Source organism: Kribbella sp. NPDC055110, from assembly GCF_053607525.1.
On the sequence record NZ_JBSGTS010000017.1, the window covers coordinates 56,203 to 73,632 of the forward strand.

The 17,430-nt window shown below is 69.3% G+C and carries 16 protein-coding genes; 7 read left to right on the forward strand and 9 right to left on the reverse strand.

From position 1 onward, the window contains the following. Nucleotides 1–4 precede the first annotated feature (4 nt). From ACWF0M_RS24950 to ACWF0M_RS24965, 4 genes are all read right to left on the reverse strand, one after another. Nucleotides 5–619, reverse strand: a complete 615-nt coding sequence (locus ACWF0M_RS24950) for a DUF5998 family protein (protein ID WP_452238113.1) — start codon at nt 617–619, stop codon at nt 5–7. A gap of 67 nt (nt 620–686) precedes the next feature. Further along, nucleotides 687–2,336, reverse strand: a complete 1,650-nt coding sequence (locus ACWF0M_RS24955) for an FtsX-like permease family protein (protein ID WP_452238114.1) — start codon at nt 2,334–2,336, stop codon at nt 687–689. Further along, a complete protein-coding gene (locus ACWF0M_RS24960) occupies nt 2,333–3,019 on the reverse strand; it encodes an ABC transporter ATP-binding protein (protein ID WP_452238115.1) in 687 nt (228 codons plus the stop codon). The genes ACWF0M_RS24955 and ACWF0M_RS24960 overlap by 4 nt, the downstream gene beginning before the upstream one ends. A gap of 118 nt (nt 3,020–3,137) precedes the next feature. Then, nucleotides 3,138–4,187, reverse strand: coding sequence for a P1 family peptidase (locus tag ACWF0M_RS24965; protein WP_452238116.1), 1,050 nt, complete (start codon nt 4,185–4,187; stop codon nt 3,138–3,140). A gap of 45 nt (nt 4,188–4,232) precedes the next feature. On the opposite strand from ACWF0M_RS24965, the gene ACWF0M_RS24970 reads away from it, so the two are divergent. Beyond that, on the forward strand, nt 4,233–4,745 hold the full coding sequence (locus ACWF0M_RS24970) for a DUF2087 domain-containing protein (RefSeq protein ID WP_452238117.1): 513 nt from the start codon (nt 4,233–4,235) through the stop codon (nt 4,743–4,745). 429 nt (nt 4,746–5,174) lie between these two features. On the opposite strand, the gene ACWF0M_RS24975 is transcribed toward ACWF0M_RS24970, so the two are convergent. Then, entirely contained in the window at nt 5,175–7,871 is a 2,697-nt protein-coding gene (locus ACWF0M_RS24975; RefSeq protein WP_452238118.1) for a bifunctional acetate--CoA ligase family protein/GNAT family N-acetyltransferase, read from the reverse strand. 41 nt (nt 7,872–7,912) lie between these two features. Between ACWF0M_RS24975 and ACWF0M_RS24980 the strand changes: the two genes are divergently transcribed. Genes ACWF0M_RS24980 through ACWF0M_RS24995 form a run of 4 tightly spaced genes read left to right on the forward strand, consistent with a single transcriptional unit; the run spans nt 7,913 to nt 11,683 of the window. Next, nucleotides 7,913–8,959, forward strand: coding sequence for an SLC13 family permease (locus tag ACWF0M_RS24980; RefSeq protein WP_452238119.1), 1,047 nt, complete (start codon nt 7,913–7,915; stop codon nt 8,957–8,959). 10 nt (nt 8,960–8,969) lie between these two features. Beyond that, a complete protein-coding gene (locus ACWF0M_RS24985) occupies nt 8,970–10,670 on the forward strand; it encodes an AMP-binding protein (protein ID WP_452238120.1) in 1,701 nt (566 codons plus the stop codon). Then, complete coding sequence (locus tag ACWF0M_RS24990; protein WP_452238121.1) at nt 10,671–11,438, forward strand: ABC transporter permease; 768 nt, start codon at nt 10,671–10,673, stop codon at nt 11,436–11,438. After that, nucleotides 11,435–11,683: a DUF2630 family protein gene (locus ACWF0M_RS24995; protein ID WP_452238122.1), complete on the forward strand. Its 249-nt coding sequence runs from the start codon at nt 11,435–11,437 to the stop codon at nt 11,681–11,683. Before ACWF0M_RS24990 ends, ACWF0M_RS24995 begins: the two co-directional genes overlap by 4 nt. 8 nt (nt 11,684–11,691) lie before the next feature. Here the strand turns inward: ACWF0M_RS24995 and ACWF0M_RS25000 are convergent, their stop codons facing one another. The 4 genes from ACWF0M_RS25000 to ACWF0M_RS25015 all read right to left on the reverse strand — a co-directional run bounded on the left by ACWF0M_RS25000 (nt 11,692) and on the right by ACWF0M_RS25015 (nt 14,598). After that, nucleotides 11,692–12,114: a TIGR03667 family PPOX class F420-dependent oxidoreductase gene (locus tag ACWF0M_RS25000; RefSeq protein ID WP_452238123.1), complete on the reverse strand. Its 423-nt coding sequence runs from the start codon at nt 12,112–12,114 to the stop codon at nt 11,692–11,694. Beyond that, entirely contained in the window at nt 12,114–12,530 is a 417-nt protein-coding gene (locus tag ACWF0M_RS25005; protein WP_452238124.1) for a CoA-binding protein, read from the reverse strand. The genes ACWF0M_RS25000 and ACWF0M_RS25005 overlap by 1 nt, the downstream gene beginning before the upstream one ends. A 167-nt stretch (nt 12,531–12,697) precedes the next feature. Then, nucleotides 12,698–13,351, reverse strand: coding sequence for a response regulator (locus tag ACWF0M_RS25010; protein ID WP_452238125.1), 654 nt, complete (start codon nt 13,349–13,351; stop codon nt 12,698–12,700). Continuing rightward, a complete protein-coding gene (locus tag ACWF0M_RS25015; protein ID WP_452238126.1) occupies nt 13,333–14,598 on the reverse strand; it encodes a sensor histidine kinase in 1,266 nt (421 codons plus the stop codon). Before ACWF0M_RS25015 ends, ACWF0M_RS25010 begins: the two co-directional genes overlap by 19 nt. A 120-nt stretch (nt 14,599–14,718) precedes the next feature. Between ACWF0M_RS25015 and ACWF0M_RS25020 the strand changes: the two genes are divergently transcribed. Beyond that, complete coding sequence (locus ACWF0M_RS25020; protein WP_452238127.1) at nt 14,719–15,486, forward strand: ABC transporter ATP-binding protein; 768 nt, start codon at nt 14,719–14,721, stop codon at nt 15,484–15,486. After that, entirely contained in the window at nt 15,486–17,429 is a 1,944-nt protein-coding gene (locus tag ACWF0M_RS25025; protein WP_452238128.1) for an FtsX-like permease family protein, read from the forward strand. Before ACWF0M_RS25020 ends, ACWF0M_RS25025 begins: the two co-directional genes overlap by 1 nt. Nucleotide 17,430 lies beyond the last annotated feature (1 nt).

Consider the following 17,430-nt stretch of genomic DNA (forward strand, 5'->3'; position numbering starts at 1 on the left):
GGCGCTACCTGCTGGTGGTCGCGAACGAGAGGGCCTTCGCGAACTCGAGCACCTGCTGGATCCCGGCCGGGCCGTCGGCCGCGGCGCTGATCCGCAGCGAGATGTCGTCGGCCGCGACCGAACCGGTGTACCCGTGGTCGGCCTCGCAGTTCGGGTCCGCGCAGACGGCCGGCTCCAGGTCGATCCGGTTGACCATGCCCCACCCGATGGTCAGCACGACCTCGCCGCTGCCCGCGACCGCCGGGTCGGCCTTGCCCTTGGCGTAGCCCGCCGGGTTCGGTACGACGCGGTTCACGACGACCGCGTTCACCCGGTGCAGCGGGATCGCCTCGGTCGAGGTCGACGCGTACGGCGCGCGGATCAGTTCGTCGGCGGCGTGCTCGTCGGTGTGGCCGACGATCAGCCGGGTCGGGGTGAGCGCCAGGATCGTGATGTGCCGCCGGACCTCGTCCCGATCGAACGTGGGCTCGTGCTGCAGCACGTAGGCCCGGATCGGTTCGCCGGCGATCGCCACCTCGAGCGAATCGGTCACCACGTCGGGGTAGTAGCCGCACCGATCGATCGCCGCGCGCAGGTCCGCCGACGTGTCCGCGAGCTCCGGTGTATTCAGGTCACGCATGCCCTAATCCTTGCACGACCGCGCTCCGGAGCGGTTCACCCTCTGCGAGACCTGTGGACAACCGCGATCAGTTCGCACTTGCCTTCCGCAGGACCGGTGCACCGGCCGCGCCCGCGACGGTGACCAGGACGAGCCCCGCGACGACCTGCCCGAGCAGCAGCAGTACCCCGGAACTCCCCTCCGTAACGACCTTCCCGCCGCTCAACGCCAGCCCACACAGCGCACCGAACCCGACGACCGGCAGGCCGACACCGACGACCGGTACGACGGCCGCCACTCGGGACGCCCGCTCGATCACCGACAGCGGTACGCCGGACCGCCGCAGCGCGCGAGCAGGAGCTGCCTGGTCCAACGCCGTACCCACTGCACCCGCAGCGGTTGAGGCAGCCACGGTCAGGAAGACCAGCGACAGCAGCAACGCGACACCGATCCGCATGTCGCTGAAGGTCGGGTCGTCTTCACCAGGAGGCATGAACACCGAGATGAACCCAGTGACGAAGCCGGACAGCACCAGTGCGGCCACAGGTCGGAACGCACCCTTCGGGTCGTCTACCAGGCGTCGACCAGCCAGCAACGCCACAGGTCCGTTTGCTGCCTTCACCATCGCCTTGCCCACCAGTTGCACCGCCCACGGCCCGACCACGCGTACGGCGAGTGCCGCGAAGCCGACTGCGATCAGCAACGGCAGCACGGCCGCCCGCATCCCGTAGTACGCCAGCATCACCGGACCGATGACCAGCAACCCGATGCGCAGCACACTGAGGCCCTTGCGCGTTTGACCGCGTACGACGCCCAGTGGGGTGATGCTGACACGCCCGAGGCCGATGAGCGCACTGATGACGGACAGGACGGGTACGGCGACCAGTACGACGAGGACTGTCCACCACTGGACCGTGATGTCGCCGACGTACCAGCGTCCGCCGCCGAGTGGGATCTGCGCGATCAGTGGACTCAAAACGGTGTAGCCGACCAGACCGGCGACTGCACCGGCAGCAGCGAGCACTGCTTGTTCTACTGCACTCAGCCAGAGCACCTGGGTCCTTGTGGCACCAGCTAGACGTAGTGCGGCCAGTCGGTGCTCGCGACGCTTGGCTGCGACACCAGCGGCCTGTCCGACGAGGCTCAGGATCGGGAACAGCACCAGGATGATGCCGAACGCCACTGCGATGAGCAGACCGACCATGCGGCTGTCCCAGACCTTCTCGTTCCAGCTGCTGACGTACTGCGGGTGCTGGTCGGCAGGGATCGTCCGGACGCCGCGGATGATGATGAACTCCTCTGGCGAGGACAGGCCCTTGTCTGTGATCACACCGGTCGGTTTGTCAACGCCGTACCGGTTCCTGAGGCTCGACCAGCGTTTGGCGACCTCAGGCGAGACGTAGACCTCGCCTGGCTTCGGTGTGTGGTCGAGCCCGGGTGGTGGCGCGAGCTCGTTGGGACGGAGGACCGCGAGGTCGAGAACGCTCAAGCGGTGACCGTCGACGCGCTGGTCGTCGTCCAGATTCAGCGAGCCGATCGCGGTCGCCGGATCGGCCTTGTCCGCAGTCCGCCACCCGATCCGCTCCGACCGCTGCGACAAGCCGAGCGAGCCGGCAATCAGAAACGACACGAGCAGCGCGACCACGGCAGTCGCGCCGAACGCAGCAAGGTTCGCAGCACGTCCGCCCGGCCCAGGCCGCCGTACGAACCGCAGACCGAGCTCAGTCATCGGATTCATCGCACGGCTCCCATGGCGTCGCTGACCCGACCGTCGACGATGTGGAGGGCCCGGTGGCAGCGGGCGGCTACGGCGTTGTCGTGGGTGACGACTACTACTGCCGCGCCTCGGTAGGTTGCGGCGCCTACGAGCAGGTCGATGACCTGTGAGCCGGTGGTGGCGTCCAATGCGCCGGTTGGCTCGTCGGCGAATACCACCTGCGGCTCGCCGACCAGAGCCCGCGCGATCGCGACCCGTTGCGCTTGACCGCCGGACAGTTCACCCGGACGGCGACCGACCTCGGCGGCCAGCCCGACCTGGGCGAGAGTCGTACGGGCCCGTCCGATCGCCTCGCGCCGGCTCAGGCCGTCGACCATCAGCGGCAGGGCGACGTTCTCGTCCGCGGGCAGCTCGGCGAGCAGCTGGTTGTCCTGGAACACGAAGCCGAGGCGGCGGCGCCGCAGTACCGTCCGGGCAGCGTCGTTCAGCTGGTCGACGCGTTCACCGGCCAGCCACACCTCACCCTGGTCCGGCGTGAGGATGCCGGCGAGCACGTGCAGCAGGGTGGTCTTGCCGTTGCCGCTCGGGCCCATGACCGCGAGAGCTTCGCCGGACCGGACAGCGACGTCCACGCCGGCCAGGCCGACCACGCTGCCGTAGTGCTTCACCAGGCCGTGTCCGCTCAACACATTCTGAAAGTTCATGCCCAGAGCCTGTCGCGATCACCGCCAACGATCGTCGGCCCGCGGACGGGTCTTGTGGTCGCGTTCCGGTGCCTTTCGGCGGTACGGCGTACGACCCGAGTCGTACGGCAGCCTCAGATCAGTCGGTCCGGAAGGCCGACGGGTAGGCGTCGCGGTAGCTCGGGATCGTGCCGGTCGGGGTGTCCACCGACTCGGCGTTCAGCATCGCGTGCACGATCGCCCGCGACAGCGTCCGCGCGCCCGCGGCGTACACGGTCTCGAGCTGCCCGATCGCAGTCGGATCGGTCACGCTCAGCCGCGACTCGTCCGACGTCCGGGTCGAGAGCGCGAAGATGCTGTCGCCGTCGACCAGCGTGTGGATCGGGTCGATCGCCCGCGCCAGGCCGTCGTGCGCGACCATCGCCATCCGCTGGGTCGCGGCCTTGTCCAGCGGTATGTCGGTGGCGACGATGGCGATGACCGTGTTCATCGAAGGGCCGGGGATGAGGTTGCGGCCCGGCTCGGTGGCCGGCGGCGGCTCGACCGGGGTCCGTAGGTGCGCGAACTCGTCGCCGAGTCCGAGGCGGGCGCCGTACAGGTTGCCGTCGGCATCGACCGTGGAGCCGGCCGCGTTGACGACCACCAGCGCGCCGACCGTCGTACCGTCGTCGAGCCGGACGCTCGCCGAGCCGACGCCGCCCTTCAGCGACCGGGCCCGGGCACCGGCCCCGGCACCATGGTTGCCCAGGGCAACCGGGCCGTCGGTGGCGGCGGCGATCGCGTCCGCTCCCCAGGACGGTTCCGGCCGGGCCTTGAAGTCGCCGCCGCGGGCGAGGTCGAAGATCACGGCGGCCGGCACGATCGGCACCACGTCGTACTCGCCCTGACCGACGCGGACGCCCTCACCGCGCTCCTCCAGCCAGCGCATCACGCCGCCGGCGGTGTCGAGCCCGAACGCGCTGCCGCCGGTCAGGACAATCGCGTTCACGCCGCCGTTCGAGTTCACCGGCGCGAGCAGGTCGGTCTCGCGGGTGCCGGGCGCGCCACCGCGGACATCGACCCCGGCGACGGCGGTTCCCGGGACGTGCACGACCGTCGTACCCGTCAGGTACGGCGGGTCGCGGCGCTCGACCTGGCCGACCAGAATTCCGGGGACATCGGTGATCGCGTTGTGCGGTCCAGGGTGCATGCCGCCGATCCTAATCCGGTTGCGGTGAGCGTTAGCGTGAAAGACATGAACGCCGATCAGCTCTGTGGTCTGCTGGCCGAACCGTCGAGGTTGCGGACGTACTCCGCCATCGTCCTCGGCGCCTCCACTCCCGAGCAGGTTGCCGGGAGCACCGGACTCGACGCGTCGGTCGTGGTGAAGGCGCTGCAGCGGCTGACCAAGGGCGGGCTGATCGCGGCGAGCCGGGACGGGTTCACGGCGGACGAGGGCGCGTTCAAGGACGCCGTACGGGAGAGCAGGCCGGACCGCGTTCCGCTGGATCCCGATCCGGCGCGCGACAACGTACTGAAGTCGTTCGTCCGCGACGGACGGCTGACCCACTTCCCGACGTTCCCGGACAAGTACCGCATCGTCCTCGAGTACCTCGTGCAGTCGTTCGAGGTAGGCCGCCCGTACCCCGAGTCCGAGGTCAACAACATCCTCAACCACTGGCACCCCGACCACGCCGCCCTCCGCCGAGGCCTAGTCGACACCAACCTCCTCAACCGCAAGAACAGCATCTACACCCGCACCCACTGAGAGCCCCCGTCGGCTCGCCCGGCTGCAGGCCCGTGCGACAGGTTCTGGTGGGCTCGCACCACATATTCCCTGTCCGCAGCACCCAGAACATGTCCCTTCGCCCGACAACCGGCCGACCGCGCTCACGGGGAGCCGTCCGGATCCGATCCACGCTCCACCACAAGAGCGGTTATCCCCTCGCGTTGGGGGTTCTCCCCTCGCGTACCAACGGAGAACCCCCAACACGAGGGGATATCCAGTCCTGTACGTCGACGACCGGCCACTCGGTGACGCCCAACTCAACCCAACCGACCCACGCATCCGTCACAAGAGCCCGGGTAGCCGCTCTTTTGCCAGATCCATGGGTCATCGCCTGCCGCGGGAACGGCGACGCCCGGGCCGGGGATGGTGGCGGGGTTGCCGGTGGGTTGGTGGCGGGGTTGGTGGGGGTTAGGTGAGGCGGCGGGCGGGGGTGTCTTGGCGGGGTTTTTCGTTGGGGGCTATGCGGATTCTGGTGTCGAGGACGGTGGCGCCTTGGGCTGAGACGAGGACGGAGCGGAGGTCCAGGCGGACTACTTCCTCCAGGTCGAGGGTCAGGCGGGACACTCGGTGCAGGAGGTCCTCGATCGCCGGGATGTCGACGGGGTCCGAGCCGCGGTAGCCGTAGAGGAGGGGTGCGGCCTTCACCTCGCGGACCATCTCGGCGGCGTCGCGGGTGGTGAGCGGCGGCATCCGGTACGAGCGGTCGCCGAGGAGATCCGTCGCGACGCCGGACAGCCCGAACGTCACCACCGGCCCGAAGGACACGTCCTCGATCGTCGAGATCACCACCGGTACGCCCGGCGGCGCCATCTTCTGTACGACGAACTGCGCCCGCGCCGGATCCGACGCGACGCCGAACGTGTGAGTCATCTCGGCCCAGGCCGCGCGCATGTCCTCCTCGTCGTGGATGTGCCGCCAGATGTCGGCGAGGTCCGGCCGCATCCGCCACTGCTCCGCGGTCGCCTTCAGGATCACCTCGAACCCGAGGTCCGCGGCCCGGTCGACGGCCTCGTCCGCGGACAGCACCGGGTACGCCGGAAGCACCGGGATGCCGTAGAAGGCCAGCAGCCGCTGCCGATCGGCCTCGTCGAGATACGCGCCGGCCGGGTTCCGCCGCAGGAAGTCCGCGACGAAGTCCTCTCCCCCGGCGGTGTCGATGTCCGGCAGATCCGGGATCCGGCTGTCGGATCGGCGCCGCCATTCGGCGTACTGCGTCGCCTTCGCCAGCGCGCCGACGGCGTACTGCGGGTTGAGGAACGACGGGATCGAACCGCGGGCGGCGCCACCGTCTTCGTCCGGTACCTGCAGCTCGGCGGGCACACTGCGGGACGCGAGGAACGTCGACACCACCGGCTTGTCCGAGCCCGCGGCGGCCGCGGCGAGCACCTGCGCGACCTCGCCGCCGTTCGACTGCACCGGCGGTGTGTAGATCACCACGACCGAGTGCACCTTGTCGTCGGCGAACACCTCGGACAGCGCGAGACCGAAGTCGGACGGGGTCGCGTCGGCGCTCAGGTTCCGCGGCTCGCCCGCGACGTCCAGCCCACAGCCGGCCATGGTGTCGAGTGCGAGCAGCGTCAGCGCGTCCGAGTTCGAGACGATCGCGACCCGGCGGCCCTTCGGCAACGGCTGGTGTGCGAGCAACTGGGCGACGTCGAACAGTTCGCCGGTGGTGTCCACCCCGATCAGGCCGCTCTGCCGGAACATCGACTCGATGCTTGCCGGCGGCAAATGACTGCGCCGGACGAGCTGCCCGACCGGCACGCCCTGGGTGGCGCGCCCGGACTTCAGCGCGATCACCGGCTTCCGCCCCGCGAGCCGCCGCGCCACCCGGCTGAACTTGCGCGGGTTGCCGAGCGACTCCAGGTACAGCAGGACGACCTCGGTGGCCTCGTCGGAGTACCAGTACTGCATCAGGTCGTTGCCCGAGACATCCGCCCGGTTGCCCGCCGACACGAAGCTCGACAGCCCGAGACCACGGCCCACCATGTCGGCAAGGATCGGTACGCCGAGCGCGCCGGACTGGCAGAAGAACGCGACCCGGCCCTTGCTCGGCATCAGCGGCGACAACGTCGCGTTCAACGAGACCCCGGTCGCGGTGTTGATCAGGCCCAGCGCGTTCGGACCGATCACCCGCATGCCGTACGACCGCGCGAGACCGACCAGGTACCGCTGCCGCTTGCGCCCCTCGTCCCCGATCTCCGCGAACCCGCTCGACACCACGACCAGCCCGCGCACACCCTTGGCCGCGCAGTCCAGGACGACGTCCGCGACCATCTCTGCCTTGACCGCGACCACCGCGAGGTCGACGGTGTCCTCGACCTCCCGGATCGTCGGGTACGCCGGGACGCCCTCGATCTCCGATGCTTTCGTGTCGGTGTTGACGGCGTACAGCCGCCCGGGGAAACCGCCGTCGCGGAGGTTCCGCAGGAGCGCGTTGCCGATCGTGCCTTCGCGGCGGCTCGCGCCGATCACCGCGACACTCCCAGGGGTCAGCAGCCGAGCGATCGACAGCGCCTCGGAGCGCTGCTCGCGGGCCTGCATCACTCCGAACGACGTGTCGGTCGGCGCGATGTCGAACTCGACCATGATCACGCCGTCCTCGAACTCCCGGGCGACCTTGTACCCGGCCTCGGTGAAGACCGTGATCATCTTCCGGTTGTCCGGCAGCACCTCGGCGACGAACCGGTGGATGCCGTTCTCCCGGGCCGCCTGCGCCAGGTGCTCGAGCAGCAGCTGCCCGAGTCCGCGTCCCTGGTGTGCGTCCTCGATCAGGAACGCGACTTCCGCCGTACTCCGGCTGGTGCCCTCGTAGCGTCCGACGCCGATCATCTCGTCACCGACCGTGACGATCAGTGCGAGCCGCTGGTGGTAGTCGACCTGCGTGAACCTCGCCACATCGCGCTCGGACAGTTCCGGGTACGGGGCGAAGAAGCGGTAGTACTTCGATTGTTCGGACACCCGCCCGTAGAACGCCACCAGCAAGGCGGCATCGTCCGGCGTGATCGGCCGCAGGTGCGCGGTCGCGCCGTCCCGCAGGACGACATCGGCCTCGTATTCCGCCGGATAGCCGTCCGGAGGCTCGTGGTCATACTGGTCCGGCACCTAGACAGCGTACTCAAACACCCACTGGAGAGGACCCGAATTTGGTCGAGCGGATCGCGCCGGTGCTGGTGTTCCTGGTCGCAGTGACCGTCATCGCCGAGCTGGCCGACCAGGCCAAGGTGTTCGACGTCGCGGCGCGGGAAGCCGCGCACCTCGCCCGCGGCCGGGTCTGGCGGCTCTGGCTGCTGGTGGTCGCGCTGGCCACGGGCCTGACGATCGTGCTGTCTCTGGACACTTGCGCAGTGCTGCTGACACCTGTGGTCCTGTCGATGGCCCGCCAGCTGCAGATCCCACCAAAGCTGTTCGCGTTCACCACGGTCTGGCTGGCAGGTACGGCGTCCCTCCTGCTGCCGGTGTCCAACCTCACGAACCTGCTGGCCGCGCACCCGTTCCGCCAGCTGGACGTCAACTACCTGTCCGTGAGCTGGCGCCCTGCCATCGCCGCGATCCTCATCACAGTCGTAGTGCTCGCAGCGCTCTTCCACCGCGACCTGCCACGCCGGTACGTCGTCCCGCCGACACCTGCAGTCGACGACAAGGTCCTGTTCTGGGGCTGCGCAGGTGTCTGCCTCCTACTCGGCCCGGCGTTCGTCTCGGGCATCGAGGTGGCGTGGCCCGCGAGCATCGGGGCGCTCGTGCTGGTCGTCCTGTTCGCGGTACGGCGGCGCAGCGTCCTCAAGTGGTCACTGATCCCGTTCAAGCTGGTCGGCACCGTCGTGGTGCTGTTCGCCGTGGTCGGGTTCCTGAGCTCGCACGGTCTCGAGGACCTGTTGCGGCGGGTAGCCGGCACCACCTCCGAGCTTCGACTGAGCGCGACCGCTGCACTCGGTGCGAACCTCTTCGACAACCTCCCGGCGTACCTGGCCATGGAACCGGTCGCCTCAGACAGCCCGCACCGCATGCTTGCACTGCTCATCGGCGTCAACTGCGGTTGCCTGCTCACCCTCTGGGGTTCGCTCGCCACATTGATCTGGCAGGCCCGCTGCGACGCCGCCCGCGTGGACATCTCCTGGTGGTCGTTCCTGTGGCGCGGACTCATCCTTACACCACTGGTCGTCACGGGAGCCGTTCTCGCGCTGAATGGGTAGTGTGCGCAACATGGCGACGGAGCAGAGCACTTCGGAGGTCACCCGGGAGTTCCGGGCGGCGCGCGACTTCTTGGTGGCGCACCGGGAGGACTACGAGACGGCGTACCGGGACTTCAGCTGGCCGGCGTTCGAGCGGTTCAACTGGGCACGTGACTGGTTCGACGCGCTCGCCGTCGAGCAGCCCGAGGTGGCCGCGCTGACGATCGTCGAGGAGGACGGCGAGGTCAACTCGCGGACGTACGCCGAGATGGGCGAGCGGTCCCGCCAGGTGGCCGGCTGGCTGACCGAGGCAGGCCTGAAGCCGGGCGACCGGGTGCTGATCGTCCTCGGCAACCAGGTCGAGCTGTGGGAGACGATGCTCGGCTGCATCCGCGCCGGAGCGGTGATGATCCCCGCCACCACGCTGCTCACCGACGCCGATCTCGCGGACCGGATCTCGCGCGGCAACGTCCGCGCGGTCGTCACCAGCGGCGCCGACGCCGGCAGGTACGCCGGGATCGCCGACCACTGCATCCGCGTCGCCGTCGGCTCCGCGGCCGAAGGCTGGCTCAACTTCGAGGACTCGGCGTCGTACGACGGACCGGTGCCTGAGGTCGACACCGCAGCCGACGACTCGCTGCTGCTCTACTTCACGTCCGGTACGACGAGCCAGCCGAAGCTGGTCGAGCACACGCAGGTGAGCTACCCGGTCGGCCACCTGTCCACGATGTACTGGATCGGCCTGCAGCCCGGCGACGTACACCTCAACGTCTCCTCTCCCGGCTGGGCGAAGCACTCATGGAGCAACGTGTTCGCGCCGTGGAACGCGGGCGCGACCGTCTTCCTCTACAACTACACGCGGTTCAGCGCCGAGAAGATGCTGCAGGTGCTGCAGGAGTACGGCGTGACCACGTTCTGCGCCCCGCCGACGGTGTGGCGGATGCTGATCCAGGCGGACCTGTCCGCGGTCGAGGTCCGCATCCGCGAGTGCATCTCGGCGGGTGAGCCGTTGAACCCCGAGGTGATCGACCAGGTCCGGAACGCCTGGGGCATCACGATCCGGGACGGGTACGGGCAGACCGAGACGACCGCGCAGATCGGGAACCCGCCCGGCCAGCCGGTCAAGCTCGGCTCGATGGGCCGCCCGTTGCCCGGGTACAGCATCGCGCTGATCGACCCGTCCACGGACGAGATCGGCGACGACGGCGAGATCTGCATCGAGTTGGCGCCCGCGCCGGTCCCGCTGATGCGCGGGTACCGGGACGCGCAGGAGCTCACCGAAGAGGTGATGCGGAACGGGTACTACCACACCGGCGATGTCGCGAGCCGGGACGAGGACGGCTACATCACGTACGTCGGGCGCTCCGACGACGTGTTCAAGGCCAGCGACTACCGCATCTCCCCGTTCGAGCTCGAGTCGGTGCTGATCGAGCATCCGGCCGTCGCCGAGGCGGCCGTCGTACCGTCGCCGGATCCGGTGCGTCTCGCCGTACCGAAGGCGTACGTCGTTCTCGCGGCCGGGCACGAACCGTCGCGGGAGCTCGCCGGGGAGATCCTGGCGTTCTGCCGTGAGCACCTGGCACCGTACAAGCGGATCCGGCGGATCGAGTTCGCCGAGCTGCCGAAGACGATCTCCGGGAAGATCCGGCGGGTCGAGCTGCGGGCGGACGAGGCAGCGAAGGTGGAGAGCGGGACGAGCGGGCAGACGTACGACGAGGCTGACTTCCGGTAGATGTCGCTCCATACCGGACTCGGCTGGTCGGCTGTCGTCGTCCTGCCGTTACTCATCGCGATCGGCGTCGGTGCGTCCCGGTACGCCGGTCTGCGGCACGACAAGGGGATCGTCACAGCGGCGTTGCGCGCAGTCGTGCAGCTCGCAGCGGTCGGGGCTGTGGTCGGGATCGCGCTGCAGCACACGCTCGGCGCGATCGCGTTCGTGCTGCTGATGTTCGTGGTCGCGACCGTGACGAGCACGCGACGGCTCCAGCACACAGCGATAGTCCCGCGGCAGTGGATGTACTGCGCGGCCGCGATCGGGAGCGGCGCGTTCGCCGTACTGCTCCTGCTGATCCTGCCGGGCGTCGTACCGCGGAACCCGGCGAGCATCCTGCCGATGGGCGGCATCATCGTCGGCGGCGCGATGACCGCGACCACACTCGCGGGACGGCGGGTGCTCAGCGAGTACAGCACCCGGTACGGCGAGTTCGAGGCGGGACTGTCGATCGGGCTGCTGCAACCGGACGCGTTCAAACTCGTGGTCGGCCCGGTCGCGGGGGATGCCCTGCTGCCGGCCCTGGATCAGACCCGCACGGTCGGCCTCGTCACGCTCCCCGGCGCGTTCGTCGGCATGGTCCTCGGCGGGGCCTCACCGACCCAGGCAGCCGCGCTCCAACTCGTCGTACTGATCGGCCTGGTCGCAGCCGAGGCGATCTCGATCCTGGTCGTCACCGAGCTCCTGTCGCGCTCGAGGCTTCCGGACGGGCGTACCGTTTCCCCATGAGCGACGACAAGAGCATCTTCAGCCGGATCGACGATCTGGTGGCCGAGGAGCACGAGCTGCGGACCAAGCACGCGGCCGGACAGGTGGACGACGCCGACGAGCGGACCCGGCTGCGGGCGCTCGAGGTCGAGCTGGACCAGTGCTGGGACCTGCTTCGCCAGCGCCGCGCCAAGCGCGAGTTCGGCGAGAACCCCGACAACGCCGCCGCCCGCTCCAGCGACACGGTCGAGGGCTACCTGAACTAGAGCCTGGCCTAGAAACCGCGCAGTTTCCCGGGGGTGATCCGGATCAGCACCGAGTAGGCGGCGTGGAACTGGTCCGGAGTCATCCCGAGCCCGGCGATGTCGTCGGCGTACTTCGCGTTGTACGCCGCCAGCGCGTCGACGCCGATCGGGTCCGGGTCGATCGCCGCCGTACCGGAGATGACGCCGACGTCTCCCCCGCTGTGCGTGGCGTTGAAGTTGACCGTGACCTGCGGGTGACCGGCGACGTTGCGCAGCTTGGCCTTGTCCGGCTCGCTGCTGATCAGGATCTCGTCGTCGTGCCAGAGGAACCACACGGGAGTCGGCGCCGGCGTACCCGACGGGGCGACGGTGGTCAGCCAAACCACCCGTTCGTCGTCGAGCTGCCGTGCGATCCGCTTGCCGAAGCCGGTGGATGTGTCGATCGTGAACATCAGAGCCCTTCGGAAGAGATCGGTCCGAGACGTCCCCACTCGATCGCCGGGCAGTGGTCCATCACCATCGTGAGGCCCGCAGCCGTCGTCCGTGCGTAGGCGTCCTGATCCACTACGTCGAGCTGGAACCACACCGCCTTCGCGTTGATTCCCACCGCCTGGTCCGCGATATCGCCGGCCAGCTCGGACCGCACGAACACGTCCACGCAGTCCACCGGGAACGGGATGTCCGCGAGCGTCGCGTACCCCTGCTCGCCGTGCACAGTCTCCGCCGCCGGATGCACCGGCACGACCCGCTTCCCGTGACTCTGCAGGAACCGCGCCACGCCGTACGCCGCCCTGCTGGTGTTGTTCGACAGCCCCACCACGGCCCACGTGTCGCACTCGGCCAGGATCTTCCGAATCGCCTCGTCCATGACTAGGTCCTTTCTGGTACTCCAGCGCCGTCGCGAGGAGGTGCTCGGCGCGGTGCATCGGCGTGCGTGGGCGAAGGTCTCGATGCGGAGCATCGTGGCCTTTGCACCCGTGCGGCGAGGTGCCGTGCCGAGTGCCCCGCAGTAGGTGCTGGAGTACCAGAAAGGACCTATCCCCTCAGATACGTCAGCACTGCGGAAACGCGCCGATCCCACCCTTCGTCCAACCGCAGCTTGGCGAAGATATTCCCGACGTGCTTGCGTACGGCGGCCTCGCTGACCACCAGTTGCTCCGCGATCGACCCGTTCACCCTGCCCTCCGCCATCAATGCGAGCACCTCGAGCTCGCGCGGCGTGAGCGCCGACAGCGGCCCGTCGTTCCGGCGCCGCGCCAGCAGTTGCCGCACCACCTCGGGGTCAACCACGGTCCCGCCGTCCGCGACCCGGTCGAGCGACTCGAGGAACTCGGTCACATGCCCGACCCGGTCCTTCAGCAGGTACCCGATCCCGCCGGTCGTTGTCTCCAGCAACGACGACAGGTAGGCGTCGGCGACGTACTGCGACAGCACCAGGATCCCGATCGCGGGCAGCTCCGCCCGGATCGCCGCCGCGGCCCGCAGGCCCTCGTCGCTGTGCCCGGGCGGCATCCGTACATCGGTGATCACCAGGTCCGGCGGGTCTTTGCGGACGACGGCCAGCAACGCATCGCCGTCCCCCACCGTGTCCCGTACCTCGTGCCCGGCGCGATCCAGGATGCTGGCCAAACCCTCCCGCAACAGCAGAGAGTCTTCGGCCAGAACAATGCTCAATCGCCGAGTCGGCACGGGCACTCCATCCTCAATCGCGTCGGCCCACCAGGCGGGCTGTCGATGTCGAGTGTGCCGCCCAGCGCGTCCAACCGAGTCACCAACCCGGTCAGACCGGTCCCGGCGCCCAACTGCGCTCCACCGACGCCATCGTCGTGCACCGTGATCACGAGCCGGTCCCGGTCCACCCAGCCGGTCACCTCACACGTCGACGCCTGCGCGTGCTTGGCGACGTTGGCGAGCGCCTCACTGACCACGAAGTACGCCGCAGCCTCGATCGGCCCCGGCAACCGCGTCGGGATCGACAACTGCACCGTCACCGGCAGCGGCATCCGATCCGCCACTTCCCGTACGGCGGCCTCCAGCCCGTGATCCACCAGCACGCGCGGATGAATGCCTCGTACAGCGGCTCGCAGATCCGCGAGCGCCGCCTCCGCCTCGCCGTGCGCCTTCACCACCAACCGCCGACCCTCGCCGTCCGGCAGGTCCAGCTCAGCGAGCCCGAGCGTCATGGTGAGCCCGACCAGCCGCTGCTGTACGCCGTCGTGCAGGTGCCGCTCGATCCGCACCCGCTCGGTCTCGAACGCGTCGACCAGGTCCAGCCGGGAACGACGCAGATCGGCCAGATTCCGCTGCAGCTCCTCCTGCCGCGGTCCGAGCACCGCCTTCGCCAGCGAGGCCTCCGCACCGGCGATCACCCCGAGCAGGTACGAGCTGACGGCATAGAACGGCGGCCCGAACACGATCACGAACAGAACACCTTCGCCGACCGAGTTCAGGTCCCACGACCCCAGCATCACCGCGTCACCGTTGCCTGCGATCACCGGCGACGCGAGCGTGATGCCGAGGATCGTCGCGCTCAGGCCCCCGAACAGTGCGCTCAGCGGCCAGACGAACGTGCCGAGCAGGAACCCGTAACCGAGGGCCCGCATCGACGCCTGCTCGCGCCGCCGGAAGGTCAGCCGCGCCTTCAGCGACAACCCGGCGGGCAGGCTCGCGTGCGGGCTGCTGATCCCGTCAAGGAGCATCAGCCCGGCCCGCCACCGCTCGACCCGGCCGATCAGCACCCCGATCAGCGGGAACGCACCGATCATCACGATCCCGATCAGGATCGGGCTCAGCAGCGCGCTCAGACCGGCGAGCCCGATCAGCACCCCGATCGCCAGAACGCCGACCGGCACCGACGTGAGGAGGTACGCGTACACGCGCCACGGCCACGACGAGATCAGGTACCGCGGCGACGCCAGCGCGGCCCACACCGTCATAGGTCTCTCCACCGTGCCAACCCTAGGCGGGAGACAGCGCCGGCGCGGTAGCGTGCGCGCTACTGCAGGTCTCCCCCGTGGGCCAGGGCTCAGAACGCCGTACGACGGTTTGCTGGGACCATGACCGCTACCGCGCCCACCTATCCGTACACCACACCGGCCGAGCGGCCTGCGCTCGTGCTGGACGGCATCACCAAGACGTACCGTTCCAAGGCCGGAGCAGTCGACGCGCTGCGCGGCGTGACCTACCACTTCGCCCGTGGCTCGTTCACCGCCGTGATGGGCCCGTCCGGCTCCGGTAAGTCGACGCTGCTGCAGTGCGCGGCTGGACTCGACCAGCCGACCACAGGGACCGTGGTGCTCAACGGAGTCACCCTGCTGGGGCTGAATGAGGTAGAGCTCACTAAACTGCGCCGGGCCGAGATGGGGTTCGTGTTCCAGGCGTACAACCTGCTGCCGTCGCTGACCGTGTACGACAACGTGGCGCTCCCGCTGCGTCTCACCGGTCGCCGCCCGGCGCGGAACGACGTACAGCGGGTGCTGGAACAAGTCGGTCTGGACGGGAAGGCGAAGCGGCGGCCGGCCGAGCTGTCCGGCGGCCAGCAGCAGCGGGTCGCGATCGCGCGGGCCTTGATCACCCGGCCGTCGGTGTTCTTCGCCGACGAGCCGACCGGCGCGCTGGACAGCGGCACCAGCCGGCAGATCCTCGGACTGTTGCGCGAGGCAACCGACCGCGCCGGGCAGACCGTCGTGATGGTGACCCACGATCCGGTCGCGGCCGCGTACGCCGAGCGCGTCCTGTTCCTGTCCGACGGGCTGCTCGCGGGCCACCTCGATCGCGCCACGCCCGCGCAGATCGCGGCGGCGATGAGCGACCTGGAGCGATGATGTTCTTCCTCAGCCGGCAAACCGTCGGCCGGCACCGATCGCTGTACGCCGGTTCGTTCGTGGCGCTCGCGGTGGGGGTGTTCCTGCTCGGGCTGGCTGCGACCGCGACGGCCGCGACGATCGCGTACCACGGGCCGGCCGCGGCGAGCATCAGCGTCACCACCCTCGGCGGCGACGGTACGGCGCCTCAGAACGTGAGGGTGCCATTGTCGGACGCCGACGTGTCCGGTTTGCAGACCGTGCTCAGCCTGGTCGGGACGATCAGCGGGTTCATCACGATCTTCGTGATCGCCAGCACGTTCGCGTTCGCCGTCGCGGCGCGGCGGCGCGAGCTCGGGCTGCTGCGGCTGATCGGCGCGACCCCGCACCAGATCCGCCGGATGGTGCTCGGCGAGGCGGTCGTCGTCGCGCTCGCCGCATCGCTGACCGGGGCGTTCGCGGCTCAGCTCGCGACGCCGCTGTTGCTGCGCAAGGCGTCGTACACCGAGTTGGCGCCCGTGAAGCTGGAGCCGGCCTCGCCATGGGTCCCGCTCGCGATCGCCGTCGGGGCGGGGCTGCTGGTCGCGATGCTCGGTGCGCGTTCTGCAGCGCGGCGGGCGGGCCGGGTTGGGCCCATCGACGCGTTGCGGGAGGCCGCTCTGGAGCCGCCGCGAATCGGGCCGGTGCGGGTCGTGTTCGGGCTGCTGTTCCTCGCCGGTGCGATCACCATGCTGACGTTGATCCGGCCGTCGAGCGGTGAGGGCGCCGTACCGCTCGCGATGTTCACGCCGATGGTGGTGGTGATCGCGCTGACGTTGCTCGCGCCGCTCGTCGTACCTCTGATTGGACGGTTGTGGGCGGTGCCGCTGGTCGCGTGGACCCAGGTGTCGGGTCGGCTGGCCCGGAGCAACGTGCTCGCGGCACCGCGGCGGAGCGCTTCACTCGCGGCGCCGATCCTCTCGATCTCGGCGATCGCCGGGTCGATGGTGCTGAGCCTCAGCTTTGCCGCAGACAGTGCGGCGGCGACCATCCGGGACGCGGTCCGGGCGCCGATCGTTGTCACAGGTTCCGCTCCCGTTGACAGCGCTGGGGTGAAGGCGGTGGATGCGGGGTTGCAGCTTCAGGTGGTGCGGGTCGCTGCCGACTACGCGCAGCTCGAGGACGCCGAGGGGATCGATCCGGGCCTCGCATCGCAGACCCGGGACCTGACCGTGCGGTCCGGCGATCTCGGCCGGCTGACCGGCAATACGGTTGCCGTCAGCAAGGAAATGGCGGGGTTGGAGAACTATCACGTCGGCGACGAGATTCCGCTGGTGTTCCCCGACCGGACGCCGGTGAAGCTCCGGGTGGTCGCGATCGTGAAGGACGCGTTCGGCGTGAACCCGTCGTTCCTCATCCCGCTCGACCTCGCGCACAAGCACGCACCGCAGGCCCAGGTCGCCCGGAGCTTCGTGCTGCCGTACGACGGGGTCTCGCCCACCGATCTGGTGCAGCGGATTCCCGGTGCGCAACTGGCCGCCGACTGGGAGGCCGACCAGGCGGAGGGCATTCGGAAGGGGAATCGGCTCGGGCTCGTCATGCTGCTCGGGCCGGCCGCGCTCTACAGCGCCATCGCGATCGCCAACACGCTCCTGATGGGCAGCCTGCAGCGCCGCCACGAGTTCGTCACCTCACGGTTGCTCGGCGCGACGCCCGCCCAGCTGCGGCGGATGGTGCTCTGGGAGTCGTCCCTGGTCGGGACGATCGCCCTCAGCCTCGGGACCGTCATCACGGTGACGGTCGGCGTGCTGATCCGCCACGCGATGACCTCGGGTCTGTCCGACGTACCGACGACCGTGCCATGGGGCGTCCTGCTGGGCATCGGCGCACTTTGTCTGACCCTCGCGGTAGGGTCCGCCCTGGCCCCGACGACGTACCTTCTGCGGGTCGTGGCCAGGGAAACGACCGTTCACCAGCGAGAATAGG